Source organism: Pelomonas sp. Root1444, assembly GCF_001426885.1.
GTDB lineage: Bacteria > Pseudomonadota > Gammaproteobacteria > Burkholderiales > Burkholderiaceae_C > Pelomonas.
In genome coordinates, this window is record NZ_LMFP01000010.1 from 43,218 (window position 1) to 65,918 (window position 22,701).

29 protein-coding genes are annotated in these 22,701 nt (G+C 69.2%); 22 read left to right on the plus strand and 7 right to left on the minus strand.

The genetic code is table 11. The features are described 5' to 3' along the window. Nucleotides 1-3: 3 nt before the first annotated feature. Nucleotides 4-1,041, plus strand: coding sequence for a GGDEF domain-containing protein (locus tag ASD35_RS11210; RefSeq protein ID WP_056875025.1), 1,038 nt, complete (start codon nt 4-6; stop codon nt 1,039-1,041). A 6-nt stretch (nt 1,042-1,047) separates the two neighbouring features. Here ASD35_RS11210 and ASD35_RS11215 read toward each other — a convergent pair whose 3' ends face one another. After that, a complete protein-coding gene (locus ASD35_RS11215) occupies nt 1,048-2,481 on the minus strand; it encodes a deoxyribodipyrimidine photo-lyase (protein WP_056875026.1) in 1,434 nt (477 codons plus the stop codon). A 24-nt stretch (nt 2,482-2,505) separates the two neighbouring features. Here ASD35_RS11215 and ASD35_RS11220 point away from each other — a divergent pair, with 24 nt between their 5' ends. From ASD35_RS11220 to ASD35_RS11245, 6 genes are all read left to right on the plus strand, one after another. Next, nucleotides 2,506-3,084 (plus strand): YqgE/AlgH family protein, encoded by a 579-nt coding sequence (locus ASD35_RS11220; RefSeq protein WP_056875027.1) that lies wholly within the window; start codon nt 2,506-2,508, stop codon nt 3,082-3,084. Continuing rightward, nucleotides 3,084-3,479 carry a Holliday junction resolvase RuvX gene (ruvX, locus tag ASD35_RS11225; protein ID WP_056875028.1) on the plus strand — a complete coding sequence of 132 codons (396 nt, stop codon included), beginning with the start codon at nt 3,084-3,086 and terminating at the stop codon, nt 3,477-3,479. Before ASD35_RS11220 ends, ruvX begins: the two co-directional genes overlap by 1 nt. Further along, nucleotides 3,476-3,961, plus strand: a complete 486-nt coding sequence (pyrR, locus tag ASD35_RS11230; protein WP_056875029.1) for a bifunctional pyr operon transcriptional regulator/uracil phosphoribosyltransferase PyrR — start codon at nt 3,476-3,478, stop codon at nt 3,959-3,961. The genes ruvX and pyrR overlap by 4 nt, the downstream gene beginning before the upstream one ends. A gap of 79 nt (nt 3,962-4,040) precedes the next feature. Next, nucleotides 4,041-5,003: an aspartate carbamoyltransferase catalytic subunit gene (locus ASD35_RS11235; RefSeq protein ID WP_056875030.1), complete on the plus strand. Its 963-nt coding sequence runs from the start codon at nt 4,041-4,043 to the stop codon at nt 5,001-5,003. A 142-nt stretch (nt 5,004-5,145) separates the two neighbouring features. Further along, nucleotides 5,146-6,456: a dihydroorotase gene (locus tag ASD35_RS11240; RefSeq protein ID WP_056875096.1), complete on the plus strand. Its 1,311-nt coding sequence runs from the start codon at nt 5,146-5,148 to the stop codon at nt 6,454-6,456. After that, entirely contained in the window at nt 6,453-7,172 is a 720-nt protein-coding gene (locus ASD35_RS11245) for a 1-acyl-sn-glycerol-3-phosphate acyltransferase (RefSeq protein WP_056875031.1), read from the plus strand. The genes ASD35_RS11240 and ASD35_RS11245 overlap by 4 nt, the downstream gene beginning before the upstream one ends. On the opposite strand, the gene ASD35_RS11250 is transcribed toward ASD35_RS11245, so the two are convergent. Together ASD35_RS11250 and ASD35_RS11255 are read right to left on the minus strand one after the other, a co-directional pair. Next, nucleotides 7,156-7,914, minus strand: a complete 759-nt coding sequence (locus tag ASD35_RS11250) for a hydroxypyruvate isomerase family protein (RefSeq protein WP_056875032.1) — start codon at nt 7,912-7,914, stop codon at nt 7,156-7,158. The two genes, ASD35_RS11245 and ASD35_RS11250, sit on opposite strands and share 17 nt — an antisense overlap. Further along, the gene (locus ASD35_RS11255) at nt 7,911-8,534 is read right to left on the minus strand and encodes a DUF4254 domain-containing protein (protein WP_056875033.1); all 624 of its coding nucleotides are present in this window, start codon (nt 8,532-8,534) and stop codon (nt 7,911-7,913) included. Before ASD35_RS11255 ends, ASD35_RS11250 begins: the two co-directional genes overlap by 4 nt. Before the next feature lie 45 nt (nt 8,535-8,579). Here ASD35_RS11255 and ASD35_RS11260 point away from each other — a divergent pair, with 45 nt between their 5' ends. Then, nucleotides 8,580-9,530: a glycosyltransferase family 9 protein gene (locus ASD35_RS11260; RefSeq protein WP_056875034.1), complete on the plus strand. Its 951-nt coding sequence runs from the start codon at nt 8,580-8,582 to the stop codon at nt 9,528-9,530. Here ASD35_RS11260 and gpmA read toward each other — a convergent pair. Beyond that, nucleotides 9,515-10,258 (minus strand): 2,3-diphosphoglycerate-dependent phosphoglycerate mutase, encoded by a 744-nt coding sequence (gene gpmA / locus ASD35_RS11265; RefSeq protein ID WP_056875035.1) that lies wholly within the window; start codon nt 10,256-10,258, stop codon nt 9,515-9,517. The genes ASD35_RS11260 and gpmA overlap by 16 nt on opposite strands. Before the next feature lie 88 nt (nt 10,259-10,346). On the opposite strand from gpmA, the gene ASD35_RS11270 reads away from it, so the two are divergent. From ASD35_RS11270 to ASD35_RS11285, 4 genes are all read left to right on the plus strand, one after another. Next, nucleotides 10,347-10,757, plus strand: coding sequence for a rhodanese-like domain-containing protein (locus ASD35_RS11270; protein WP_056875036.1), 411 nt, complete (start codon nt 10,347-10,349; stop codon nt 10,755-10,757). Nucleotides 10,758-10,859: 102 nt separating this feature from the next. Further along, nucleotides 10,860-11,120, plus strand: coding sequence for a glutaredoxin 3 (grxC, locus tag ASD35_RS11275; protein ID WP_056875097.1), 261 nt, complete (start codon nt 10,860-10,862; stop codon nt 11,118-11,120). A gap of 115 nt (nt 11,121-11,235) precedes the next feature. Next, nucleotides 11,236-11,709: a protein-export chaperone SecB gene (gene secB / locus ASD35_RS11280; protein WP_056875037.1), complete on the plus strand. Its 474-nt coding sequence runs from the start codon at nt 11,236-11,238 to the stop codon at nt 11,707-11,709. A gap of 79 nt (nt 11,710-11,788) precedes the next feature. Next, nucleotides 11,789-12,787: an NAD(P)H-dependent glycerol-3-phosphate dehydrogenase gene (locus tag ASD35_RS11285; protein ID WP_056875098.1), complete on the plus strand. Its 999-nt coding sequence runs from the start codon at nt 11,789-11,791 to the stop codon at nt 12,785-12,787. Nucleotides 12,788-12,789: 2 nt separating this feature from the next. Here the strand turns inward: ASD35_RS11285 and trmL are convergent, their stop codons facing one another. Together trmL and ASD35_RS11295 are read right to left on the minus strand one after the other, a co-directional pair. Continuing rightward, the gene (gene trmL / locus ASD35_RS11290; RefSeq protein WP_056875038.1) at nt 12,790-13,260 is read right to left on the minus strand and encodes a tRNA (uridine(34)/cytosine(34)/5-carboxymethylaminomethyluridine(34)-2'-O)-methyltransferase TrmL; all 471 of its coding nucleotides are present in this window, start codon (nt 13,258-13,260) and stop codon (nt 12,790-12,792) included. Between the two features lie 22 nt (nt 13,261-13,282). After that, complete coding sequence (locus tag ASD35_RS11295; RefSeq protein WP_157275504.1) at nt 13,283-14,038, minus strand: ComF family protein; 756 nt, start codon at nt 14,036-14,038, stop codon at nt 13,283-13,285. Between the two features lie 23 nt (nt 14,039-14,061). Between ASD35_RS11295 and ASD35_RS11300 the strand changes: the two genes are divergently transcribed. The 7 genes from ASD35_RS11300 (at nt 14,062) to ASD35_RS11325 (ending at nt 19,937) form a co-directional block, all read left to right on the plus strand. Next, the gene (locus ASD35_RS11300) at nt 14,062-14,985 is read left to right on the plus strand and encodes a methyltransferase domain-containing protein (RefSeq protein ID WP_056875040.1); all 924 of its coding nucleotides are present in this window, start codon (nt 14,062-14,064) and stop codon (nt 14,983-14,985) included. Between the two features lie 183 nt (nt 14,986-15,168). Beyond that, nucleotides 15,169-16,353: a cytochrome c oxidase subunit II gene (coxB, locus tag ASD35_RS11305; protein WP_369819203.1), complete on the plus strand. Its 1,185-nt coding sequence runs from the start codon at nt 15,169-15,171 to the stop codon at nt 16,351-16,353. Nucleotides 16,354-16,381: 28 nt separating this feature from the next. Then, nucleotides 16,382-18,028: a cytochrome c oxidase subunit I gene (gene ctaD, locus ASD35_RS11310; protein ID WP_056875041.1), complete on the plus strand. Its 1,647-nt coding sequence runs from the start codon at nt 16,382-16,384 to the stop codon at nt 18,026-18,028. A 7-nt stretch (nt 18,029-18,035) separates the two neighbouring features. Continuing rightward, the gene (locus ASD35_RS28030; RefSeq protein ID WP_235538314.1) at nt 18,036-18,146 is read left to right on the plus strand and encodes a cytochrome oxidase small assembly protein; all 111 of its coding nucleotides are present in this window, start codon (nt 18,036-18,038) and stop codon (nt 18,144-18,146) included. Between the two features lies 1 nt (nt 18,147). Then, nucleotides 18,148-18,762, plus strand: coding sequence for a cytochrome c oxidase assembly protein (locus ASD35_RS11315; RefSeq protein WP_056875042.1), 615 nt, complete (start codon nt 18,148-18,150; stop codon nt 18,760-18,762). Further along, nucleotides 18,759-19,001 (plus strand): DUF2970 domain-containing protein, encoded by a 243-nt coding sequence (locus ASD35_RS11320; RefSeq protein WP_056875043.1) that lies wholly within the window; start codon nt 18,759-18,761, stop codon nt 18,999-19,001. Before ASD35_RS11315 ends, ASD35_RS11320 begins: the two co-directional genes overlap by 4 nt. A gap of 51 nt (nt 19,002-19,052) precedes the next feature. Further along, nucleotides 19,053-19,937 carry a cytochrome c oxidase subunit 3 gene (locus ASD35_RS11325; protein ID WP_056875044.1) on the plus strand — a complete coding sequence of 295 codons (885 nt, stop codon included), beginning with the start codon at nt 19,053-19,055 and terminating at the stop codon, nt 19,935-19,937. A gap of 67 nt (nt 19,938-20,004) precedes the next feature. Here the strand turns inward: ASD35_RS11325 and ASD35_RS11330 are convergent, their stop codons facing one another. Next, complete coding sequence (locus ASD35_RS11330) at nt 20,005-20,226, minus strand: DUF2909 domain-containing protein (protein ID WP_056875045.1); 222 nt, start codon at nt 20,224-20,226, stop codon at nt 20,005-20,007. Between the two features lie 30 nt (nt 20,227-20,256). On the opposite strand from ASD35_RS11330, the gene ASD35_RS11335 reads away from it, so the two are divergent. The 3 genes from ASD35_RS11335 to ASD35_RS11345 are packed head-to-tail and all read left to right on the plus strand — an operon-like array spanning nt 20,257 to nt 22,701. Continuing rightward, nucleotides 20,257-20,964: an SURF1 family protein gene (locus tag ASD35_RS11335; protein ID WP_056875046.1), complete on the plus strand. Its 708-nt coding sequence runs from the start codon at nt 20,257-20,259 to the stop codon at nt 20,962-20,964. 16 nt (nt 20,965-20,980) lie between these two features. Then, a complete protein-coding gene (locus ASD35_RS11340) occupies nt 20,981-21,616 on the plus strand; it encodes an SCO family protein (RefSeq protein ID WP_369819204.1) in 636 nt (211 codons plus the stop codon). Further along, on the plus strand, nt 21,613-22,701 hold the full coding sequence (locus tag ASD35_RS11345; protein ID WP_056875048.1) for a heme A synthase: 1,089 nt from the start codon (nt 21,613-21,615) through the stop codon (nt 22,699-22,701). The genes ASD35_RS11340 and ASD35_RS11345 overlap by 4 nt, the downstream gene beginning before the upstream one ends.

A 22,701-nucleotide genomic window follows, 5' to 3' on the forward strand; every position in this document is an offset into this window, starting at 1 on the left:
GGCATGTCCCAGGTTGTCGATCATCTTGCCGAGCTCACCGGTTTCCGCGACCGTGACGTCATGGACGTCACGCTGGTCATGGCGTTGCGCGACCTGCTGGAGCCCGAGTCCGTCGCCATCTACCGCAGCGTCGGCGAACAGGGCGACGAGCGCTGGCTGACGCGCGCCCACCTGCGCGCCGGCGACGCGGTCGCGTCCGCCGACCCGCTGTGGGCCAAGCCCGACGCGCTGCCCAAGGTGGCGGACCATCCCTTGCGCCTGGAAGCGATGCGCAGCCGCAGCGTGACCCAGGTCGCGCAGGGCGGCCAGTGGCTCTACCTGTTCCCGATCGCAACCGACCGCGACGTCGTCGGCGTCATCGAGATCCTGTCCACACGCCGCCTGGGCACCGGCGCGCAGCGCATGGTCAGCAGCGTGCTGCGCATCTATCACAACTTCCAGGGGCTGCTGGATTACTCCGAGCGCGACACGCTGACCGGCCTGCTCAATCGCAAGACCTTCGACGAGAGCTTCCTGAAGGTGCTTTCCGAGATCCCGGTCAGGCCCGCGGTCCAGCACGAGGCCGAGGACCGCCGCCACGAGACGGCCACGCCGCATTACGTGCTCGGCGTCATCGACATCGACCACTTCAAGTCCGTCAACGATCGCTTCGGCCACCTGATCGGCGACGAGGTGCTGCTGCTGCTGTCGCGGCTGATGCGCGGCTCCTTCCGCTTCCACGACCTGCTCTACCGCTTCGGCGGCGAGGAGTTCGTCGTGCTGATGCGCTGCGACGAGGAGATCCACGCCGGCGAAGCCTTCGAGCGGCTGCGCGTGAACACCGAGCGCTACGCCTTCCCGCAGGTGGGCCGCATCACGGTCAGCATCGGCTTCACCGAAGTGCGGGCCGGGGATTCGCCGGCCGGCGCCTTCGAGCGCGCCGACAAGGCCGTCTACCACGCCAAAGGGCATGGCCGGAACCAGGTCCACAACTACGCGGCCCTGGTGGCCAGCGGCGTCATCAAGGAATCGACGCAGCAGAGCGACGTCGAGCTGTTCTGAGCCCGCTCAGATCGCCCGGCTCTTGACGACGGCGTAGCGCGCCAGCGTGCGTTCCCGCGCCACGGCATGGTCGACGATGGGGTGCGGATAGTCGCGGCCCTGCATCTGCAGTGGCGCGCTTGGCCACGGCGCGTGGATCTCGGCGCGCGACAGGTCGGCCAGTTCCGGGCAATAGCGGCGGATGAAGTGACCCTGCGGATCGAACTTCTCGCTCTGGCTGGTGGGGTTGAAGATGCGGAAATACGGCTGCGCATCGCAGCCGCTGCTGCTGGCCCACTGCCAGCCGCCGTTGTTCGACGCCAGGTCGTAGTCCAGCAACTGCCGTGCAAAGTAGGCCTCGCCACGCCGCCAGTCCAGGCCGAGATCCTTGGTCAGGAAGCTGGCTGTCACCATGCGCAGGCGGTTGTGCATGTAGCCGGTCTGGTTGAGCTGGCGCATCGCCGCGTCCACCAGCGGGTAGCCGGTGCGACCTTCGCACCAGGCGCTGAAGAGCTGCTCGGCCTGCGTGCCGGTTTCCCAATGAATCTGATCGTATTCGGGCCGGAAGGCCGCCGTCATCGCGTGGGGGTGGTGGTGCATGACCTGGTGATAGAAATCGCGCCAGATCAGCTCCGACAGCCAGACCTCGGCACCATGGTCGCCTCCCTGCATGAGCTGGTGGGCGATGCGCGCGAGGCGCCGGATGGACACGGTGCCGAAGCGCAGGTGCACGCTCAGGTAGCTCGGGCCCTTGAGCGCGGGGAAGTCGCGCCTCTGGTCGTAATCGGTGATGCGGTCGAGGAAGTCGTCCAGCAGTGCCGCGGCACCGCGGCTGCCCTGGCCGACGTGCGCGATCAGCCCGGCCGGCTGGAAGCCGATGTCCGCCAGTGCGGGCACGCCGGTGGCGATTTCGCTGCCGGCCAGCGCCGCTGCGTGGCGCTCGACGGGATAGCTGCTCAGATAGAACGCGTCGACCTTGCGCAGCCAGGCGTTCTTGTAGGGCGTGAACACGCTGTAGGCCCCGCCCGCCGCGGTCATGACCTCGCGGCGCTCGAAGATGACATGGTCCTTGAAGGTGCGCAGGTCGGCGTTGAAGCTCGCCAGCCGCTCGGCCACCCGGGCATCCCGCGTCAGCGCCTGCGGCTCGTCGTCATGGTTGGCGAACACGGCCTGTACGCGCAGTTCGGCGGCCAGCCGGGGCAGCTCGTCCGCCGCGATGCCGTGGCGCACGATGAGCGCGCCGCCCAGCTGGCGCAGATCCTCGTCCAGCACCTGCAGCGCACCGAGGATGAACTCCACGCGCCGGTCCGCGCGGGGCAGGGCGTCGAGGATGTCGCGGTCGAGGATGAAGGCGCAGTACACCTGCTTCGCGGCCTTCAGCGCGTGATACAGCGCGGCGTTGTCATCCACGCGCAGGTCGCGGCGCAACCAGACGAGGGCGCGGTCTAAAGGCTGGGTCATGGTCCCAAGAATAAAATGCCGCCCATGCCTGCCGACCGGATCGTCCTGACCAACCAGTTCCTCATCGCCATGCCCGGCATGGCCGACGAGGCTTTCGCAGGCACGGTGGTCTACCTCTGCGAGCACAACGACAACGGCGCACTGGGCCTCGTCATCAACAAGCCCATCTCGCTGACGCTGGGCAACCTGTTCGAGAAGGTCGAGCTCAGCCCACCGGCCGAGCCGCTGGCCGACAGCCCCGTCTTCTACGGCGGCCCGGTGCAGACCGACCGTGGCTTCGTGCTGCACGAGCCGCTGGACGAGCAGGGCGGCCACTACAACGCGACGCTGGCCGTGCCCGGTGGCCTGGAGATGACCACCAGCCGCGACGTGTTGGAGGCGCTGTCCAACGGCGCCGGCCCGCGCAAGATCCTGGTGACGCTGGGCTACAGCGGCTGGGCAGCCGGCCAGCTGGAAGAGGAGATCGGCCGCAACGGCTGGCTGACCGTCGATGCGGCGCCCGAGATCATCTTCGACACGCCGGTCGAGCTGCGCTACGAGAAGGCCCTGGGCCTGCTGGGCATCGACCCGCGCATGCTCAGCTCGGACGCGGGGCACGCGTGATGGTGGCCCTGGCGCCATCGCAGCTCCAATCTTTTCTTGCGTTTGATTTCGGCACCCGTCGCATCGGCGTGGCGTCGGGCACGCGCCTGCTCGGCGTCGCGGAGCCGCGCGGCACCGTCAAGAGCGGCGACTTCGCGGCCATCGCCGCACTCGTCAAGACCTGGCAGCCCGACGCCCTGGTCGTCGGCGTGCCGCGCCACCCCGACGGCGCGCCGCACGAGATGACGGCCAAGGCACAGAACTTCGGCCGGCGCCTGTCCGGGCGCCACCACCTGCCGGTCTTCGAGGTGGACGAGCGCTACACCAGCGTCGAGGCCGAGGCCGAAGGGGCCCACGACGTGGACGCCGCCGCCGCCGCTTTGATCCTTGAACAATTCTTCAGAGAACATCCATGAGCGACCTCAAGCTGGATGCCGAGGCCCTGTACCTCGTGCTCAAGAAAGGCGTGCAGCGGCTGCTGACGCCCGACACCGCCCTCGTCGGCATCTGGAGCGGCGGCGCCTGGCTGGCCGAGCGGCTGGCGGCCGACCTCGGCGTCGCCTCCGGGGTCATCTCCAGCGCGCTGCACCGCGACGACTTCGGCTCGCGCGGCCTTGCCAAGGCCGACCACACGACGCTGCCCTTCGACGTCAATGGCCGCGACATCCTGCTGATCGACGACGTGCTCTACACCGGCCGCACGACGCGCGCGGTCATCAACGAGCTGTTCGACTTCGGCCGCCCGGCCAGCGTGCAGCTCGCGGTGCTGGTGGACCGCGGCGGGCGGCAGCTGCCCATCGAGGCGGCGTTCTCGGCCGCGCGCGTGGCGCTTGGCAGCGACCAACACCTGCGTCTGGCCCGCAGTGAAGATGGCCGCTTCAGCTTCGAGGTGAAGTAATGGCCCCCACGTCCACTTCGTTCACTGCCCCCCGAGGGGGCGTCGGCCTCCCTTGGGGCGGCCCTGCAGGAGTCCGGTGATGCTGAGCAAGCGCAACCCCCAGCTGAACAAGCACGGCGAGCTGATCCACCTGCTGTCCATCGAAGGCCTGCCGCGCGCGGTCATCGAGCAGATCCTGGACACCGCCGGCAGCTTCCTGTCCGTCAACGACCGCGAGGTCAAGAAGGTGCCGCTGCTGCGCGGCAAATCGGTGTTCAACCTGTTCTTCGAGAACAGCACGCGCACCCGCACGACCTTCGAGATCGCCGCCAAGCGCCTGTCCGCCGACGTCATCAACCTCGACATCGCACGCAGCTCCACCGCCAAGGGCGAGACGCTGCTGGATACGGTCGCCAACCTCAGCGCCATGCATGCCGACATGTTCGTCGTGCGCCACAGCGAGAGCGGCGCGCCGCACCTGATCGCCCAGCACTGCGCGCCGCACGTGCACGTCGTCAACGCCGGCGACGGCCGCCACGCGCATCCGACGCAGGGCCTGCTGGACATGTACACGATCCGGCACTTCAAGCAGGACTTCCGCAACCTGACGGTGGCCATCGTCGGCGACATCGTGCACTCGCGCGTGGCCCGCTCCGACATCCACGCGCTGAACATCCTGGGCGTGCCGGAGATCCGCGCCGTCGGCCCCAAGACGCTGGTGCCGGGCGACCTGCGAGACATGGGCGTGCGCGTCTGCCACGACATGGCCGAGGGCGTGAAGGACGCCGACGTCGTCATCATGCTGCGCCTGCAGAACGAGCGCATGAACGGCGGCATGCTGCCCAGCAGCGGCGAGTTCTTCAAGCACTTCGGCCTGACGCCGGACAAGCTGGCGCTGGCCAAGCCCGACGCCATCGTCATGCACCCGGGCCCGATCAACCGCGGCGTGGAGATCGCGTCCGAGGTGGCGGACGGCAAGAGCAGCGTCATCCTGCCCCAAGTGACATTCGGCATCGCTGTCCGAATGGCGGTCATGGCCATCCTCGCCGGGAACGAAGCATGAGGGCAGCCCACCCCCGCGGCGCTTCGCGCCACCCCCTCAAGGAGGCACTCCCGGCCGCCCGGCAAAGCCGGATCGGCGGGAGTCACTGGATGGACGGCGACGCTGCGCGCGCCTTGAACGGTTCTGCACGGGAGTGCTGCAAGTGAAGATCCTCATCAAGAATGGCCGCCTTGTTGATCCGGCATCCAACCTCGACCGCATCGGTGATGTCGCCATCGCCAACGGCCGCATCGTCCATCTGGGCGACGTCGGCGACTTCAACGCCGAGCGTACGGTGGACGCCACCGGCCTCGTCGTCGCGCCCGGCCTCGTGGACCTGTGCGCCCGTCTGCGCGAGCCCGGCCATGAGCATGAAGGCCTGTTGGAAAGCGAACTTGCCGCGGCCGCGGCCGGCGGCGTGACCAGCCTGGTCTGCCCGCCCGACACCGACCCCGTGCTGGACGAGCCGGGCTTGGTCGAGATGCTGAAGTTCCGCGCCCGCAAGCTGAGCCGCTGCCGGCTGTTCCCGCTCGGCGCGCTGACGCGCCAGTTGAGCGGCGCCGCGCTGACCGAGATGGCCGAGCTGACCGAGGCCGGCTGCATCGGCTTCTCGCAGGCCGAGGTGCCGGTCAAGGACACCGTCGTGCTGAGCCGCGCGCTGCAATACGCCGCCACCTACGGCTACACGGTCTGGCTGCGCCCGCAGGACGCCTGGCTGGGCGGCGGCGTGGCCGCCAGTGGCGCGGTGGCGACGCGGCTGGGCCTGTCCGGCGTGCCGGTCAGCGCCGAGACCATCGCGCTGCACACCATCTTCGAGCTGGTGCGCGCCACCGGCGCCCGCGTGCACCTGTGCCGCCTGTCCAGCGCGGCCGGTGTCGAACTTGTGCGCGCGGCCAAGAAGGAAGGCCTGCCCATCACGGCCGACGTGTCCATCAATTCGCTGCACCTCAGCGACGTGGACATCGGCTACTTCGACTCCGCGATGCGCCTGACGCCACCGCTGCGCCAGGGCCGTGACCGCGACGCGCTGCGCGCCGGCCTGGCCGACGGCACGCTCGACGCGCTGGTGTCCGACCACATGCCCGTGACGACCGACGAGAAGGCCGTGCCCTTCGCCGAGGCCACGCCGGGCGCGACCGGCCTTGAGCTGTTGCTGAGCCTGGCCATGCGCTGGGCGCGGGACTCCGGCCTGCCGCTGCAGCGGGCGCTTGCCGTCGTCACCGCCGAACCGGTGCGCGTGCTCGGCAGCGCTTTAGGCTCGCTGTCCGCCAGCGCGGGCCGCCTCGTCGAAGGCGGCGTGGCCGACGTCTGCGTGTTCGACGCGGGCGCCAGTTGGGCCGTCACGCCCGAGCGCCTGGCCAGCCAGGGCAAGCACACGCCTTTCGCATTCGCGTCCAGCGGCTTCGAGCTGCCAGCACGGGTGCGCTGCACGCTGGTGGCCGGCCACATCGCCTACGAAGCCCCGGCCGAATGAGGGCGGTGTGGCGCCTGGCGCGCCTGGTGCCGCATGTGCTGCACGGCCTGTGGATCGTCAAGCGCCGCTTCGAGCTGCTGACGGCCGTCGAGCGGCACCAGCTCATTCAGTGGTGGTCGCTCAAGACGCTGCGCCTGCTCGGCATCGCGCTGAAGTGCGACGGTCAGGCGCTGCCCGCGGGTCATCTCGTCGTCGCCAACCACGTCTCCTGGCTGGACATCGCGGCCGTGCATGCGGTGCTGCCGCAGGCGCGCTTCGTCTCCAAGGCCGACGTGAAGCACTGGCCGCTGGTGGGCGCGCTGGTGGACGGCGCGGGCACGCTCTTCATCGAGCGCGCCAGCAAACGCGACGCATTGCGCGTCGTGCACCAGGCGGCCGCAGCCCTGCAGGCGGGCGACTGCGTGGCCGTCTTCCCGGAGGGCACGACCGGCGCCGGCCCGGAGTTGCTGCCCTTCCACGCCAACCTGCTGCAAGCGGCGGTGGCCACCGAGGCACCGGTGCTGCCGGTGGTGCTGCGCTGGCACGAGCCCGGCGAACGCTTCAGCACGTCCGCCCGTTTCATTGGCGACATGACGCTGGCGCAGAGCCTGTGGCGCATCGCCTCGGCGCGCGGCCTGGGCATAGACGTGCAGATCCTGCCGAGCGTGGCGGCGGCGGGCCAGGACCGCCGCGCGCTGGGCGAGGCGCTGCGCAGCGCGATCAGCGCGCGGCTGTAAGCCAGGCCAGGCCGGCGGCCGTGGCGCCCCGCGGCCGGTATTCCAGGCCGATGGCACCGGGCCAGGCGCGCGCCTGCAGCAGCGCGAACTCGGCGGCGTACTCGCCGGCTTCCGGTTCGCCCCGGCCGGCCACGCCCGCCACCTGCACATGGCCGAGCCGGCCCAGATCGAGCGCGCGCGTCAGGTGGCTCAGCGATTCGCCCTCGGCGATGCGGCAGTGGTAGAGGTCGAGCTGCAGCTGCACGCGCGGGGAATCGAGCGCCGCCAGCAGCGCCAGCGCCTGCGCCTGGCGGTGCAGGAAGTAGCCCGGCATGTCGCGCCGGTTGATGGGCTCGACGACCAGCGGCAGCGCCGACTGTTCCGCGGCCCAGGCCAGGTTGGCCAGCCAGGTGGCGCGCGTCGCCTCGCCGTCCTCGGCCATGCCCGACAGCAGGTGCACGCGCGCGGCGCCCAGGCGTGCGGCCAGGTCCAGGCCGCGCAGCGTCGCGTCGCGGAACTCGGCCTCCCGGCCGGGCAGGGCCGCAAAGCCGCGTTCGCCGGCCGCCCAGTCGCCAGCCGGCGCGTTGATCAGCACGACGCGCATGCCGCTCAATCGCGCCGTCAGTGCGTCGGCGTCATGCAGGTGCGGCTGCTGCAACTCGACGGCCGAGAAGCCGTCGGCGCGCGCGGCGTCGATGCGGTCGAGGTAGGCGTGCTCCGGATAGAGCCAGTCGAGGTTGGGTGCGAAGCGCTGTGCGGTCACCCCGCCTCCGCCACCAGCGCCGGGTTCAGCCGCGGGTCGTTGTACATCTTGAACTGGCGGTAGACCTTGAAATAGGCGCGGCCGGCGCGTGCGTCGGCGAGCAGCTCGTCATAGCAGGCGCCCAGGTCCGCGCGCTGCTGCACCAGGCGTTGCAGGCGTTCGCCGCACATCCGGCGGTGGGCATCATCGACATCCGTGCGCCGCGACTGTTCGCGCATCGCGGCGATCTTCAGGCCGAGGATGGAGATGCGGTCCAGCATGGAGCCCGCGGTCTCGCTGTTCAGGCGTGCGCCGGGCGCGGCGGTGGCGCGGGGCAGGGCGCTCGCCAGCGTCGCCGGGTCGACCAGGCCGAGGGCGCTCAGCAGGACTTCGTCGATGCGTTCGATGGCGTCGTTGCGCGCCTGGTTGTGGCGGTCGATGGCGCGCTTGTTGGCCACGATCTCGGCGTTCGGCGCCTGGGTGCGGCGGGCCAGGTCTTCGTGCGCCCACAGGCTGCGGTTGTGGAAGTGGTTGGCGGCGATCCAGCCGCGCAGGTCGTTCGCATCGCCGGCCACGGGCGGCGCGCCCAGCGCCGCGTCGTGGGCGGCGATCACATCGGCCGAGGAGGGCAGGTCGGTCATGAGGCTGCGCTGGCAGAATCCCGCGCCACTTTGTAAAGACCGCTGATGATAGAAGCCAGACCCCTGATCGTGCGCCTGCGCAACTTCGTCGGCGACACGGTGCTGAGCCTGCCGGCGCTGCGCCTGCTGGCGCAGCACGGCTACCGGCTGGAGCTGGTCGGCAAGGGCTGGGCGCGCGGGCTGCTGGAGGCCGAGGGGTGGCCGGTGCATGTGCGGCCGGGCGGGCTGCGTGAGCGCGTCGCGCAGCTGCGCGAGCTGCGGCGGCGCTTCAAGGCCGGCGAGCCGGGTTTCGACCGGCGCGCCAACATGCTGCTCTTCCCCTATGCCTTCTCGGCCGCGCTGGACGCGCGGCTGGCCGGGCTGCAGGCCGAGGGCCACGCGGGCGACGGCCGCACCTGGCTGATGCGGCGCGGCCACCTGCGCCGCGACGGGCGGCACACGTTGGTGGAGTACTGGGAGCTGGCGTGCGACTTCCTGGGCGTCCAGGCCGAGCCGCCGGCCGACATCCACATGAAGGTAAGTGACGCGCAGCACGAGCAGGCGCGGGCACTGCTCGCGGCGCATGGCGTGGCGCCTGGGCGCTTCGTGCTGATCTGCCCGTTCGCGAACGGCAAGGTGGAGTTTCTGGACCGCAGCTGGCCGGCCTTCCCCGACTTCGCGCGCCGCCTGCATGCCGCCGGCCGGCAGGTCGTCATCGTGCCGGGGCCTGCCGAAGTGGAGGGGGCGAAGCAGCTCTACCCCGACGCGATACGCCTGGACGGCGTGCAGCTGGGTGTTTACAACGCGCTGCTGCAGGGCGCTGGCGTCGTCGTCGCCAACGACACCGGACCGGCGCACATGGCCGCTGGCGTGGGGGCCAGGCTGCTGAGCGTGCTCGGCCCCACCGACCCCGCGCGCTGGGCGCCGTGGGGCACGACGGTGACCGTCATGCGGCGCTGGCCCGGGTGGCCCAGCGTCGACGAGGTGCGGTCAGCCGTGGATCAGGCCTTGCCCTGATTGGCCACCGCGGCCGCGGCCTTGGCGGCGGCTTCGGCATCGCCCAGGTAGTAGCTCTTGAGGGGCTTCAGGTTCTCGTCCAGCTCGTAGACCAGCGGGATGCCGTTGGGGATGTTGACGCCGACGATCGCGTCGTCCGCGATATTGTCGAGGTACTTCACCAGCGCGCGGATGCTGTTGCCGTGCGCGGCGATGACGACGCGCTGGCCGCTCTTGATCGTCGGCGCGACGGTCTCGTTCCAGAACGGCAGCACGCGGGCGACGGTGTCCTTCAGGCATTCGGTCAGCGGCACGTCGCCTTCGGCCAGGCCGGCATAGCGGCGGTCGCTGCGCTCGCTGCGCGGGTCGGTCGCTTCCAGCGCCGGCGGCGGCGTGTCGTAGCTGCGGCGCCAGATCAGCACCTGCTCGTCGCCGTACTGCTTGGCCATGTCGGCCTTGTTGAGGCCTTGCAGCGCGCCGTAGTGGCGCTCGTTCAGGCGCCAGGCGTGGCGCACCGGCAGCCAGGTGCGGTCCATCTGGTCCAGGCAGTGCCACAGCGTCCAGACGGCGCGCTTGAGCACTGAGGTGTAGGCGATGTCGAAGTCGTAGCCGGCTTCCTTCAGCAGGCGGCCCGCGGTCTTGGCCTGCTCGACACCGGTGGGCGTCAGGTCCACATCGGTCCAGCCGGTGAAGCGGTTTTCCAGGTTCCAGGTCGATTCGCCGTGGCGGATGAGGACGAGCTTGTACATGGGGCAGGGGCGCAACAGGTGGTGGGAGCGGCGGATTATCGGACCCGGCGATAATCACCGGCTTCGTTGAATTACACGGGATGCTTGCTTGAACTTCCTGATCGAGAACTGGTTTTTGATCGTCGCCGCGCTGGTCTCCGGCGGCATGCTGATCTGGCCCATGGTGGTGTCGGGCTCGCAGGGTGCGGCCGTCGGTACCGCCGAGGCCGTGCGGCTCGTCAACCGCGAGAAGGGCGTGCTGATCGACGTCAGCGAGCCCGAGGAGTTCGCCAAGGTCCACGCGGTCGGTGCGCGCAACATCCCCTTCGGCCAACTGGAAGGCCACAAGTCCCTGCCGGCCAACAAGGCCCTGCCGCTGGTGGTGGTGTGTCCGACCGGCGCGCGCGCCGGCCGCGCCGCGGGCATGCTGCGCAAGCTGGGCTACGAAAAGGCCCAGGTGCTTGCCGGCGGCCTCAAGGCCTGGCGGGAGGCAAATTTGCCGGTGGAAAAGTGCGCGTAGCGGACTTTCGCCAAACTGGACTGCATTCGGCTTTCCATTTGGCAAAAAACGGCGTAAGCCGTTTCGCCGAAACCGCTTGAGCGGTTTTTCATGGAGATGACGATGGCCCACGTGAAGATGTACACCACGCTGGTCTGCCCCTTCTGCATCCGCGCCAAGATGCTGCTCAAGCAGCGTGGCGTGCAGCAGATCGAGGAGATCCGCGTGGACCTCAACCCCGACGAGCGCGACGCGATGATGAACAAGACCGGCCGCCGCACCGTGCCGCAGATCTTCATCGGCGACACCCATGTGGGCGGCTGTGACGACCTGATAGCGCTGGACCAGCGCGGCGAACTCGCCCCCTTGCTCCAGGCGGCCTGATTTCAAGCCCGGGCAAGCCCCGGGCGGCCTGTCAGGAGGCCTCGCCCATAATCCATCACCGCCCGCAGCGCGCCGCCTGCGGGCTTTTGTTTGACGCTCCGCTAGAAAGAGTTCCATGGCCGACGAGATCCAAGCTGCCGCCGAAGGCACCCCCGTGTTCCAGATCCAGCGCATGTACCTGAAGGATCTGTCGCTGGAACAGCCAAACGCGCCGCACATCCTGCTGGAGCAGCAGCAGCCCCAGGTCGACATCAACCTGACGCTGTCGGCCGAGAACGTCACCGACGGCATCTTCGAAGTCTGCGTGACGGCCACCGTCAACACCAAGGTCGGCGACAAGACGCTGTTCCTGGTCGAGGCCAAGCAGGCCGGTATCTTCGAGATCCGCAACGTGCCGCAGGACCAGGTCGAAGGCATCCTGGGCATCGTCTGCCCGCAGATGGTCTACCCCTACCTGCGCGCCATCGTGTCGGACGTCTGCACCCGCGCCGGCTTCCCGCCGGTGCTGCTGACCGAAGTGAACTTCCAGGCGATGTTCGAAGCCCAGCAGGCACAGCGCGCAGTGCAGGGCGGCTCGGCCGTCAACTGAACATCGAGGCCCGCCTCGCGACGACGCCCCGCCCCGAGCGGGGCGTTTTTCTTGGTGGACACTTCTGCGCATGACGACGATGAAGATCAGCGTGCTGGGTGCCGGCGCCTGGGGCACGGCCCTGGCCATCCAGGCCACTCATGCAGGCCATGACGTGAAGCTGTGGGGACGCGACGCCGCCGCCATCGGACAGATGCGGGCGAGCCGCCGCAACGCGGCCTATCTGCCGGACAGCGAACTGCCCGCGCCGCTCGCACTGACGGCCGACCGGGGCCAGGCCATCGCCCATGCGGCCGAGGGCCTGACCGTCATCGCCACGCCCATGTCCGGCCTGCGCGAGACGCTCGCCGCCCTGCCGCCGACGCACCGGACGCTGTGGCTGTGCAAGGGCTTCGAGGCCGGCAGCGGGCGTCTGGGCCACGAGATCGCACGCGAGCTGCAACTGGGCAGGCGCGTGGGCGTGCTGTCGGGGCCGAGTTTTGCGCAGGAGGTCGCTGCCGGCCGCCCAACGGCGCTGGTGGCGGCCAGCGAGGATGCCGGCCTGGCCCAGGCCGCGGTCGACGCCTTCCACGGCGAGCGGCTGCGCGTCTACACGTCGACCGATCCGATCGGCGTCGAGGTCGGTGGCGCGGTCAAGAACGTGCTGGCGATCGCGGTCGGCGTTTGCGACGGGCTCTCGAACGTCGCGCCCGACGCTCCGGGCCTGAACGCCCGCGCCGCGCTGATCACGCGGGGCTTGGCAGAGATGCTGCGCCTGGGCCTGGCGCTGGGTGCCAAGGCCGAGACCTTCATGGGCCTGTCGGGCCTGGGCGACCTGGTGCTGACGGCGACGGGCGACCTGTCGCGCAACCGGCGCGTCGGCCTGATGCTGGCCGAGGGCCTGGCCGTGCCGGACATCCTGAAGCGGCTGGGCCATGTGGCCGAAGGCGTCTACAGCGCGCCGACGGTCCTCGCGCGAGCCCGCGAAGCCGGTGTCGAGATGCCCATCACCGAGGCCATGGTGGCCCTGCTTGAAGGCCGCTTGCGCGCGGGCCAGGCGGTCGACCACCTGATGGGCCGCGAGGCCCGGCCCGAATAGGCTCAGCTGCCGCCCTGGTAGCCGTTCTGCCGCCAGGCTTCGAAGACGGCCACGGCGACGCTGTTGCTGAGGTTCAGGCTGCGCTGGCCCTCGCGCATCGGCAGCCGGACGCGCTGTTCAAGCGCAAAGCCGTCACGCAGCGCAGGTGGCAGCCCGGCCGTCTCGCTGCCGAAGACCAGGTAGTCGCCCGGTTGCCATGCCACGTCGCCGAAGGGTCGGCTGCCGCGCGTCGTGAAGGCGAACAGCCGTGCCGGGTCGGGGGACTCGGCGGTGAGGAAGGCGGCCCAGTCGGCGTGGCGCTGCACGCGGGCGTACTCGTGATAGTCCAGCCCGGCGCGCTGCAGCAGCCGGTCTTCCATCGAAAAGCCCAGCGGTTCGATCAGGTGCAGCGTGCAGCCGGTATTGGCCGCGAGCCGGATCACGTTGCCCGTGTTGGGCGGGATCTCGGGGTGGACGAGGACGATGTGAAACATGGGCGGGAGTATCCCCGCCGCCTCATTCCTGGCCGGGCTCCGGGGTGCGAGCGATGACCCAGGCCTGCACGCTCATCACGCCGGCCTGCAGCAGCACGCGGGCCAGCTCGTACAGCGTCGCGCCGCTGGTCATCACGTCGTCCAGCAGGGCGACGCTGGTGCCGCGCAGCCGCTGGGCACGCAACGGCTCGACGGCGAACACGCCGCGCACATTGGCCGTCCGGGCCTGCAACTTCAGGCCGGCCTGGCGCTCGTTGTGGCGCACGCGCAGCAGCAGGTGCGGGTCGCAGCGCAGGCCGCGGCGGCGCGCCAACGCGCGGGCCAGCTCGTACGACTGGTTGTAGCCGCGCTCGCGCAGGCGCTCGGCGGACAGCGGCACGGGCAGCAGCCAGTCGGGCTCGACGACCTCGGCGGCACTGAGGGCGACGTTGAGCCGCTCCAGCAGGCTCTCGCGCAGTTGCAGGCCCTGGTGGTACTTGAAGTGCTGCAGCAGGCCGTCCCAGGGAAAGCCGTAGTCCAGCGCGGCCACGGTACGGTCCAGCGGCGGGGCCTCGTGCAAACAGCGCCCGCACTGCGGCCGAGGCCGGCCGGTCAGCTCCGGTGGCAGCCGGGCCGCGCAGGTCCAGCAGCGCGCCTGAGGCCGGGCGTAAAGGTCCACGCAAGTCCCGCAGATCGTCTGGTGGCTCCAGGCGCGGCAGACCGCGCACTGGCCGGCGCAGCGCATCAGCACTTTCTCGATCAACGGGGGCTTCGTTGCCGCCAGGGCGCGCTCGGGCATCGGCTCAATATACTGACCGGCCCATGAGCGAGCCGGCATCGACCCCTACTTCAAACAAGGGGCCGCGGCCTCAGGATCTCGATGCGGCCGCGCTGCGCCACCAGGTCCGACGGCTGGCGCGCGCCGAGCAGCCGCCGTGGCTGCATGCCGAGGTCGCGCGCCGCATGGCCGAGCGGCTGAGCTTCATCAAATTGCAGCCGGCGCGTGTGCTGGACACCTCACCGGCCCTCGGCGCCAGCGCCGAACTGCTGCGGCTGGCCTATCCAAACGCGGAAATGCTGTGGCACGAGGCCGACCCCGTGCTGGTGGAGCGCGCGGCCAGCGCCCGGGCGCTGAACTGGTGGCGCAAGCTGCGCGGCGCCGGCTCGGGCCAGGTGGCGGCGCTGCCGGCCACGCCGGCGGTCGAGCTGCTTTGGTCCAACATGGCCTTGCACGCCTGCCCCGAACTGCCGGCGTTGCTGGGGCAATGGCAGGCCAGCATCGCCGTCGGTGGCTTCGTCATGTTCTCGTGCCTGGGGCCCGACAGCTTCGTCGAGCTGCGGCCGCTGTATGCCCGCAACAGCTGGGGGCGCCCGGCGCCGGACTGGTGGGACATGCATGACATCGGCGACCTGCTGCTGAAGGCGGGCTTCGCCGACCCGGTGATGGATCAGGAGCGGCTGCGCCTGACCTGGGCCAGCCCCGAAAGCCTGTTGGGCGACCTGCGCGCCCTGGGTGGCAACGTGGCGCCGGCGCGCTTCGCCGGATTGCGCGGCCGCGGTTGGCAGCGGCGGCTGCTGGCCGAGCTCGACACCATGCGCGACGCGGAGGGCCGCCTCGTGCTGACGCTGGAGCTGGTGTTCGGCCATGCCTTCAAGGCCGCGCCGCGTCTGGCCGTCGCGGCGCAGACGCATGTGTCGGTCGACGCGATGCGCGCTACGCTGCGCAAGGGGCGCCCGGAACGCTGATCGCTAGGTGATTCCCAGGGGCCCGGGCCGGGCGGAGGCGCGGGGGTGCTGGGCTAAAATGCCGCGCCGCCAAGAGGGCCATGGGCAAAACCCGGCTCAATCCACGGAACTTGCATTCCAGCCCTGCCGCAACGCCGGGCCAGCAAGACCCGCTCTTCAAAGAACCAAGTGACAACCATGACGATGATGAACGCACGAGTGCATAGCGCCTCACGCGGCTGGGCCCAGCGGGCCGCCGTGGCGGCGACGGCGGCCCTGGCAACGGGTTCGGCCCTCGCGGTGAACGACCTCAAAGGCGGCCCCGGCGTCAATCAGCTCAACCTGCACGAGCCGGTCACGCGCATCGCGGCCGACCAGATGTGGTTGCACAACTTCATGCTGATCGTCTGCCTCGTCATCTTCGTGGCGGTGTTCGGGGTGATGTTCTATTCCATCTTCAAGCACCGCAAGTCCAAGGGCGCGGTGTCGGCCAACTTCCACGAGAGCGTGGCCGTCGAGATCGCCTGGACCGTCGTGCCCTTCCTCATCGTCATCGGCATGGCGCTGCCGGCCACCAAGGTCGTCGTCGCGATGAAGGACACGACCAATGCCGACGTGACCATCAAGGCCACCGGCTACCAGTGGAAGTGGGGCTACGACTACCTGAAGGGCGAGGGCGAGGGCATCGGCTTCCTGGCCACGCTGGACACCGAGCAGCGCGAGGCCTCGAACTCCGGCAAGCCCGCGCCGGTCGACAACTACCTGCTCAAGGTCGACAACCCGCTGGTCGTGCCGGTGGACAAGAAGGTCCGCATCATCACGACCGCCAACGACGTCATCCATGCCTGGATGGTGCCGGCCTTCGGCGTGAAGCAGGACGCCATCCCCGGCTTCGTGCGCGACACCTGGTTCAAGGCCGAGAAGATCGGCGACTACTACGGCCAGTGCGCCGAGCTGTGCGGCAAGGAGCACGCCTACATGCCCATCCACGTGAAGGTCGTGTCCGCCGAGGACTACACCAAGTGGGTCGACGGCAAGAAGAAGGAAATGGCCGCCAAGGCCGACGATCCGAGCAAGGTCTGGGAGCAGGCGGCGCTGGTCGCCCGCGGCGAGAAGGTCTATGCCGCCAACTGCGCGGTCTGCCACAAGGCCGACGGCTCCGGCGCCGGCCCGATCAAGGCGCTGGACAAGTCGCCCGTCGTGCTGTCCGACAACCACCTCGAGCAGATCCAGGTCGTGCTGAACGGCCGCATGGACAAGGGCATGCCCGCCTGGAAGCAGCTCAGCGACACCGACATCGCCGCCGTCGTGACCTACACGAAGAACAGCTGGTCCAACAAGACGGGCCAGACCGTGCAGCCGGCTGAAATCGTCGCTGCCCGCAAGTAATACCGAACGCCGAATCAGAGGAAATCACATGAGTGCAGTGCTCCCCCCCCACGGCGTTCACGGTGGCCACGCTGGCGACCACGCCCACGACGACCATCACGACCACCACGCACCCCACGGCTGGCGCCGCTGGGTGTTCGCGACCAACCACAAGGACATCGGTACGCTGTACCTGCTGTTCTCGTTCACGATGCTGATGGTCGGTGGCATCCTGGCGCTGTGCATCCGCGCGGAACTCTTCCAGCCCGGCCTGCAGTTCTTCAACCCCGAGCTGTTCAACCAGTTCACGACCATGCACGGTCTGATCATGGTGTTCGGGGCCATCATGCCGGCCTTCGTGGGCTTCGCGAACTGGATGATCCCGCTGCAGATCGGCGCGAGCGACATGGCCTTCGCGCGGATGAACAACTTCAGCTTCTGGCTGCTGATCCCCGCGGCCATCATGCTGGTGGGCAGCTTCTTCATGCCCGGCGGCGCGCCCGCCGCGGGCTGGACGCTGTACGCACCGTTGACGCTGCAGATGGGCCCGTCGATGGACGCCGGCATCTTCGCGATGCACATCATGGGCGCATCAAGCATCATGGGCTCGATCAACATCATCGTGACCATCCTCAACATGCGCGCCCCCGGCATGACGCTGATGAAGATGCCGATGTTCGCGTGGACCTGGCTGATCACCGCCTACCTGCTGATCGCCGTCATGCCCGTGCTGGCCGGTGCCATCACGATGACGCTGACCGACCGCCATTTCGGCACCGCCTTCTTCAACCCCGCAGGCGGCGGCGACCCGGTCATGTACCAGCACATCTTCTGGTTCTTCGGCCACCCCGAGGTCTACATCATGATCTTGCCGGCCTTCGGCATCGTCAGCCAGATCGTGCCGGCCTTCGCCCGCAAGCGCCTGTTCGGCTACGCGTCCATGGTGTACGCGACGGCCTCCATCGCCATCCTGTCCTTCATCGTCTGGGCCCACCACATGTTCGCCACCGGCATGCCGGTGACGGGCCAGCTGTTCTTCATGTACGCGACCATGCTGATCGCGGTGCCCACGGGCGTGAAGATCTTCAACTGGCTGGCGACGATGTGGCGCGGCTCGATGACCTTCGAGACCCCGATGCTGTGGGCCGTGGGTTTCATCTTCGTGTTCACGATGGGCGGCTTCACCGGCCTGATCTGCGCGATGGCCCCCATCGACATCCAGATCCAGGACACCTACTACGTCGTGGCCCACTTCCACTACGTGCTGGTGGCTGGCTCGCTGTATGCGCTGTTCGCCGGCGTCTACTACTGGGGCCCGAAGTGGACCGGCGTCATGTATTCGGAGTTCCGCGGCAAGCTGCACTTCTGGTGGTCGCTGATCGCCTTCAACGTGACCTTCTTCCCGATGCACTTCCTGGGTCTGGCCGGCATGCCGCGTCGCTACGCCGACTACCCGATGCAGTTCACCGACTTCAACCAACTGGCCTCCATCGGTGCCTTCGCCTTCGGCCTGGCGCAGGTCTACTTCTTCCTGTTCATCGTCGTCCCGATGATGCGCGGCAAGGGTGAGAAGGCCTCGCAGAAGCCCTGGGAAGCCGCCGAAGGCCTGGAGTGGGAGATCCCGTCGCCGGCGCCCTTCCACACCTTCGAAGAGCCGCCCAAGCTGGACGCCTCGGCCACCAAGGTCATCGGCTGATCGCGACATGACACCCGAGCAGCGCAAGAGCAACCGTCGGCTGGGCCTGATCCTGCTGACGATCGCACTGGCCTTCGGCGTCGGCTTCATCGCCAAGATGACGCTGTTTGCGCACTGACATGCGGCTGCTGGACGCCCTTCGCCGCGACAACCGGCAGCTTCTGGTGAAGCTGGCGGTTGTCGTGGCGTTGATGTTCGGCTTCGGCTATGCATTGGTGCCGCTGTACAAGTCGATCTGCGAGGCGCTGGGCATCAACGTGCTGTCGCTGGCCGAGCGCCAGGCGCTCTCCACCGACAAGGGGCTGGCCAACGGCAATGGCCAGATCGACTACAGCCGCGAGATCACCGTCGAGTTCGACACCAATGCGCGCGGCCCGTGGGACTTCAAGCCGGCGGTGCGCCACATGACGGTGCACCCGGGCCAGCTGAGCCAGGTCATGTACGAGTTCCGCAACGTGCAGGACCGGACCATGGCCGCGCAGGCCATCCCGAGCTATGCGCCCATGCAGGCCAGCGCGCATTTCAACAAGCTGGAATGCTTCTGCTTCAACGAGTACACGCTGAAGCCGGGCGAGAGCAAGCAGTGGCCGGTCGTGTTCGTCATCGACCCCAAGCTGCCCAAGGATGTGAAGACCATCACCCTGTCCTACACCTTCTTCGAGGTGGCGGGCAAGGGCGGTGTGAAGTTGGGCCAGGCGCCCACGGATGTGCAGGCACTGAAAGGCGCGCTGTGAGCAAGCCGGGTCAGGACCTGAAGGACGCCGTGGGCCGCAAGGCCTCGCTGCGTCAGACGATCTCGGCCGTGGCCTGGGGTTTCTTCGGCGTGCGCCGGGGCAAGGATCATGAGCAGGACATCGCCAAGCTCAACCCGGTGCATGTGTTGATCGCGGGCGTGCTTGGCGCGGCCCTGTTTGTATTGGTGCTGGTGCTGGTGGTCCGTTGGGTCATCGGCAGCGGCGTGGCTGGTGCCTGACGGCCCGGTCACAACGAAGTTCAGAACGCAGAGTAGAACCAGGAGAACGACATGTCGGCAACGACGACCCCGGGCAAGGCCCCGTACTACTACGTCCCGGCGCCCTCGCGGCATCCGGTGATGGCCGCCATCGGCCTGTTCTTCGTCATCCTCGGCGCGGGCCAGTGGGTCAACGGCCATGGCTGGGGCATGTACTCGCTGTTCGGCGGCCTGCTGTTCTGGGCCTTCGTGCTGCAGCAGTGGTTCCGCGAGGCCATCCATGAGAGCGAGACGGGCCTCTATAGCGACCGCATCGACGTCTCCTTCCGCTGGAGCATGGGCTGGTTCATCTTCTCGGAGGTGATGTTCTTTGCCGCCTTCTTCGGCGCGCTGTTCTGGGCCCGCGTCTACTCGGTGCCCACGCTGGGCAGCCTGGAGAACGCACTGCTGTGGCCGGACTTCAAGGCCATCTGGCCCAGCACCGCCGCCGGCTTCACCGCCGCGCCGGGTGGCACGGTCGAGCCCTTCTCGACCATCGGCCCCTGGCCGCTGCCGACGCTGAACACCGCGCTGCTGCTGACCTCGGGCGTGACGCTGACCATCGCCCACCACGCGCTGATCGCCGGCCAACGCGCCAAGACCATCGCCTTCATGTGGATCACCGTGCTGCTGGGCCTGGTGTTCCTGTTCGTGCAGGGCTTCGAGTACGCCCACGCCTACAAGGACCTGAACCTCAAGCTCAGCTCCGGCATCTTCGGCTCGACCTTCTTCATGCTGACGGGCTTCCACGGCTTCCACGTGTTCGTGGGCATGCTGATGCTGCTGTTCATCACCATCCGCGTGATGAAGGGCCACTTCACGCCCGAGCGCCACTTCGGCTTCGAAGGTGCGGCCTGGTACTGGCACTTCGTCGACGTGGTCTGGCTGGGCCTGTACGTCGTCGTCTACTGGATGTGACGGGGCGCCCAGCCCAAAAGCAAAGCGCCGCGGAAGCGGCGCTTTTTTTTGACGGCCTCGGCGCTCGTCAGCGGCCCACGGGCACGCCCTTGGGCTCGATCCAGCCCATCCACCAGCAAAACAGGATGAAGGCGAACAAGGCCACCGAGACCGCGACGCGCACCGCCAGTGCCCGCGCCATGTTCGAGCCGCGCTTGTCGTTGCCGCGGCCGTGGCGAAGCATGAAAAATCCAGCGGCCGCAAGCGCACCGAGGATGCCGATGAAGGCAATCAGGAACACGAATTTCATGGGCTGGGATTATCCGCCGCGGGGCCGTGCATGACGCGGCACGGCTGGCTGGTGCTCGCCGCAGCGTTGCTGTGCGCCGCGCTGACCGCGCGCCTGGGCCTGTGGCAGCTCGACCGCGCCGCGCAGAAGCTCGCGCTGCAGGCCGCCATCGACGCGGAGGGCCAGCGGCCCGCCCTCGCCAATGCCGACATCGGCCAGGCGCAGCTGCACCGCCGCGTCGCGCTGCGCGGCACCTGGGTCGCCGAGCACACGGTGTGGCTGGACAACCGACCCATGGACGGCCGCGCCGGTTTCTACGTCGTCACGCCGCTGCGGCTCGCCGGCCGCAGCGATGCCGTGCTGGTGCAGCGGGGCTGGGCGCCGCGCGACGCGGTCGACCCGAGGCGGCTGCCGCCGCTCGCCACGCCGGCCGGCGAGGTCGAGGTGGCCGGCCGCCTCGCCGCTTCGCCGTCACGGCTTTACGAGCTCGGCGAAGGGGCCACTGGAGCGATCCGGCAAAATCTCGACCCTGTCGCCTTCGCCGCGGAAGCCGGCCTCAAACTGCTGCCGCTGACCGTCGTGCAGACCAGCCCCGGCACCGGCGACGGCCTGCTGCGCCACTGGCCGGCGCCGGACCTCGGCCTTCACAAGCACTACGGCTACGCCTTCCAATGGTTCGCGCTCTGCGCGCTGATCCTGATCCTCTATGTCTGGTTCCAACTCCTCCGCCCCCGGCTCTGCCGCCAGCAGCAGCCCTGAGCCATTGAGCTTCGCGGTGCACAGCCTGCCCGACCCGCGCTCGGCCACGCGCCAGCGCGCCGGCCGCTGGAAGATGCTGTTGCTGCTGGCGCTGTGCGCCGCGCCGGTCGTCGCCTCCTACTTCACCTTCTACGTCATCAAGCCCAGCGGCTCGGCCTATGGCGAGCTGATCGTGCCGACGGTGGAGATCCCGGCCGACCTGCCGCTGACCGACTTGCAGGGCCGCCCGGTCAGCGCGGCGTCGCTGCACGGCCAGTGGCTGCTGACGGTGGTGCAGCCCGCCGCCTGCGGCGAGGCCTGCGAGCGCCAGCTGTACGTGCAGCGCCAGCTGCGCGAGATGCTCGGCAAGAACCGCGACCGCGTCGACAAGCTGTGGCTCATCGGCCAGGACGAACCGGCGCCGCGGCCCGAGCTGCTGGCGGCGCTGAGCCAGAAGGGCGTCGAGGTCACGGTGCTGCGCGTGCCGCGCGAGCGCCTGGCCGCCTGGCTCAAGCCGGCCACCGGCAAGGCGCTGTCCGACCATTTCTTCCTCGTCGACCCGATGGGCCGCTGGATGCTGCGCGCGCCCGCCGACCCCGATCCCAAGAAGCTCAAGGGCGACCTCGACAAGCTGCTCAAGGCCAGCGCCGGCTGGGACAACCCCGGACGATGAACGAAGCCCTGCTTCCGCTCGGCCAGGTCGCCGCCATCGGCGGCGTGGTCGCCATCGGCCCGCTGCTGTGGTGGCGCCAGCGCTCGCGCCATGCCGCGCCAGTGGGCCGGCTGCGCGCGTTGACGCTGCTGACGCTGTTCCTCACCTTCGACCTGATCGTCTTCGGTGCCTTCACCCGTTTGACCGACTCCGGCCTGGGCTGCCCCGACTGGCCCGGCTGCTACGCCTCGGCCAGCCCGGTCGGCGCCCGCGACCACATCGAGGCGGCGCAGGTGGCGATGCCGACCGGCCCCGTCACCCATGGCAAGGCCTGGATCGAGATGCTGCACCGCTACCTGGCCAGCGGCGTGGGCCTGCTCATCCTCGTCATGACGGTGCTGGGCTGGCGCCTCAAGCGCCGAGCGGGCGAGGCGGCGCCGTCGCCCTGGCTGCCGACGCTGACGCTGGTCTGGGTCTGCGTGCAGGGCGCCTTCGGCGCGCTGACGGTGACGATGAAGCTCTTCCCGGCCATCGTCACGCTGCACCTGCTGTTCGGCCTGGGCCTGCTGATGCTGCTGGCCTGGCAGCACGAGGCCTATGAGCCGCGGCCGCTGCCCGTGCCGGCGGCGCTGCGCCGCGCCGTGATCGCGGTCCTGGCGCTCGCGCTGGTCCAGGTCGCCCTCGGCGGCTGGGTCAGCACGAACTACGCCGTGCTGGCCTGCGACGAGTTCCCCACCTGCCACGGCGGCCAATGGTGGCCGCATATGGACTTCGGCCAGGGCTTCCAGCTCTGGCGCGAACTGGGCCAGCGCGCCGACGGCGGCTGGCTGGGCTTCGAGGCGCTGGCCGCCATCCACATGGCCCACCGGGCCGGCGCGGCGTTCGTCTTCGCCGCCATCCTCGCGCTGGCCTGGGCCCTTCGTCGAGTTGCGCCGGGCTGGTCCAAGGCGCTGCTGGCGGCGGCGGGCTGGCAGCTGGCCTCGGGGCTGTCCAATGTCGTGCTCGACTGGCCCATCATTGCGGCCCTGGCCCATACCGCCGGCGCCGCCGTGCTGCTGGCCCTGCTCACCACCTTGCTCGCGCGTACCCAGCGCCTTGATTCCTGA

Excerpts from the sequence above, each read along its gene's own strand:
- ASD35_RS11220 (WP_056875027.1), top strand. The coding sequence starts at position 2,506 with ATGCCTGCCGACCGGATCGTCCTGACCAACCAGTTCCTCATCGCCATG.
- secB (WP_056875037.1), top strand. The coding sequence starts at position 11,236 with ATGGCCGACGAGATCCAAGCTGCCGCCGAAGGCACCCCCGTGTTCCAG.
- ruvX (WP_056875028.1), top strand. The coding sequence starts at position 3,084 with ATGGTGGCCCTGGCGCCATCGCAGCTCCAATCTTTTCTTGCGTTTGAT.
- ASD35_RS11315 (WP_056875042.1), top strand. The coding sequence starts at position 18,148 with ATGCGGCTGCTGGACGCCCTTCGCCGCGACAACCGGCAGCTTCTGGTG.
- ASD35_RS11300 (WP_056875040.1), top strand. The coding sequence starts at position 14,062 with ATGAGCGAGCCGGCATCGACCCCTACTTCAAACAAGGGGCCGCGGCCT.
- gpmA (WP_056875035.1), bottom strand. The coding sequence starts at position 10,258 with ATGTACAAGCTCGTCCTCATCCGCCACGGCGAATCGACCTGGAACCTG.
- ASD35_RS11235 (WP_056875030.1), top strand. The coding sequence starts at position 4,041 with ATGCTGAGCAAGCGCAACCCCCAGCTGAACAAGCACGGCGAGCTGATC.
- ASD35_RS11295 (WP_157275504.1), bottom strand. The coding sequence starts at position 14,038 with ATGCCCGAGCGCGCCCTGGCGGCAACGAAGCCCCCGTTGATCGAGAAA.
- ASD35_RS11210 (WP_056875025.1), top strand. The coding sequence starts at position 4 with ATGTCCCAGGTTGTCGATCATCTTGCCGAGCTCACCGGTTTCCGCGAC.
- coxB (WP_369819203.1), top strand. The coding sequence starts at position 15,169 with ATGATGAACGCACGAGTGCATAGCGCCTCACGCGGCTGGGCCCAGCGG.
- ASD35_RS28030 (WP_235538314.1), top strand. The coding sequence starts at position 18,036 with ATGACACCCGAGCAGCGCAAGAGCAACCGTCGGCTGGGCCTGATCCTG.
- ASD35_RS11260 (WP_056875034.1), top strand. The coding sequence starts at position 8,580 with ATGATAGAAGCCAGACCCCTGATCGTGCGCCTGCGCAACTTCGTCGGC.
- ASD35_RS11255 (WP_056875033.1), bottom strand. The coding sequence starts at position 8,534 with ATGACCGACCTGCCCTCCTCGGCCGATGTGATCGCCGCCCACGACGCG.
- ASD35_RS11245 (WP_056875031.1), top strand. The coding sequence starts at position 6,453 with ATGAGGGCGGTGTGGCGCCTGGCGCGCCTGGTGCCGCATGTGCTGCAC.
- ASD35_RS11330 (WP_056875045.1), bottom strand. The coding sequence starts at position 20,226 with ATGAAATTCGTGTTCCTGATTGCCTTCATCGGCATCCTCGGTGCGCTT.
- ASD35_RS11335 (WP_056875046.1), top strand. The coding sequence starts at position 20,257 with ATGACGCGGCACGGCTGGCTGGTGCTCGCCGCAGCGTTGCTGTGCGCC.
- ASD35_RS11345 (WP_056875048.1), top strand. The coding sequence starts at position 21,613 with ATGAACGAAGCCCTGCTTCCGCTCGGCCAGGTCGCCGCCATCGGCGGC.
- pyrR (WP_056875029.1), top strand. The coding sequence starts at position 3,476 with ATGAGCGACCTCAAGCTGGATGCCGAGGCCCTGTACCTCGTGCTCAAG.
- ASD35_RS11215 (WP_056875026.1), bottom strand. The coding sequence starts at position 2,481 with ATGACCCAGCCTTTAGACCGCGCCCTCGTCTGGTTGCGCCGCGACCTG.
- ASD35_RS11325 (WP_056875044.1), top strand. The coding sequence starts at position 19,053 with ATGTCGGCAACGACGACCCCGGGCAAGGCCCCGTACTACTACGTCCCG.
- ctaD (WP_056875041.1), top strand. The coding sequence starts at position 16,382 with ATGAGTGCAGTGCTCCCCCCCCACGGCGTTCACGGTGGCCACGCTGGC.
- trmL (WP_056875038.1), bottom strand. The coding sequence starts at position 13,260 with ATGTTTCACATCGTCCTCGTCCACCCCGAGATCCCGCCCAACACGGGC.
- grxC (WP_056875097.1), top strand. The coding sequence starts at position 10,860 with ATGGCCCACGTGAAGATGTACACCACGCTGGTCTGCCCCTTCTGCATC.
- ASD35_RS11285 (WP_056875098.1), top strand. The coding sequence starts at position 11,789 with ATGAAGATCAGCGTGCTGGGTGCCGGCGCCTGGGGCACGGCCCTGGCC.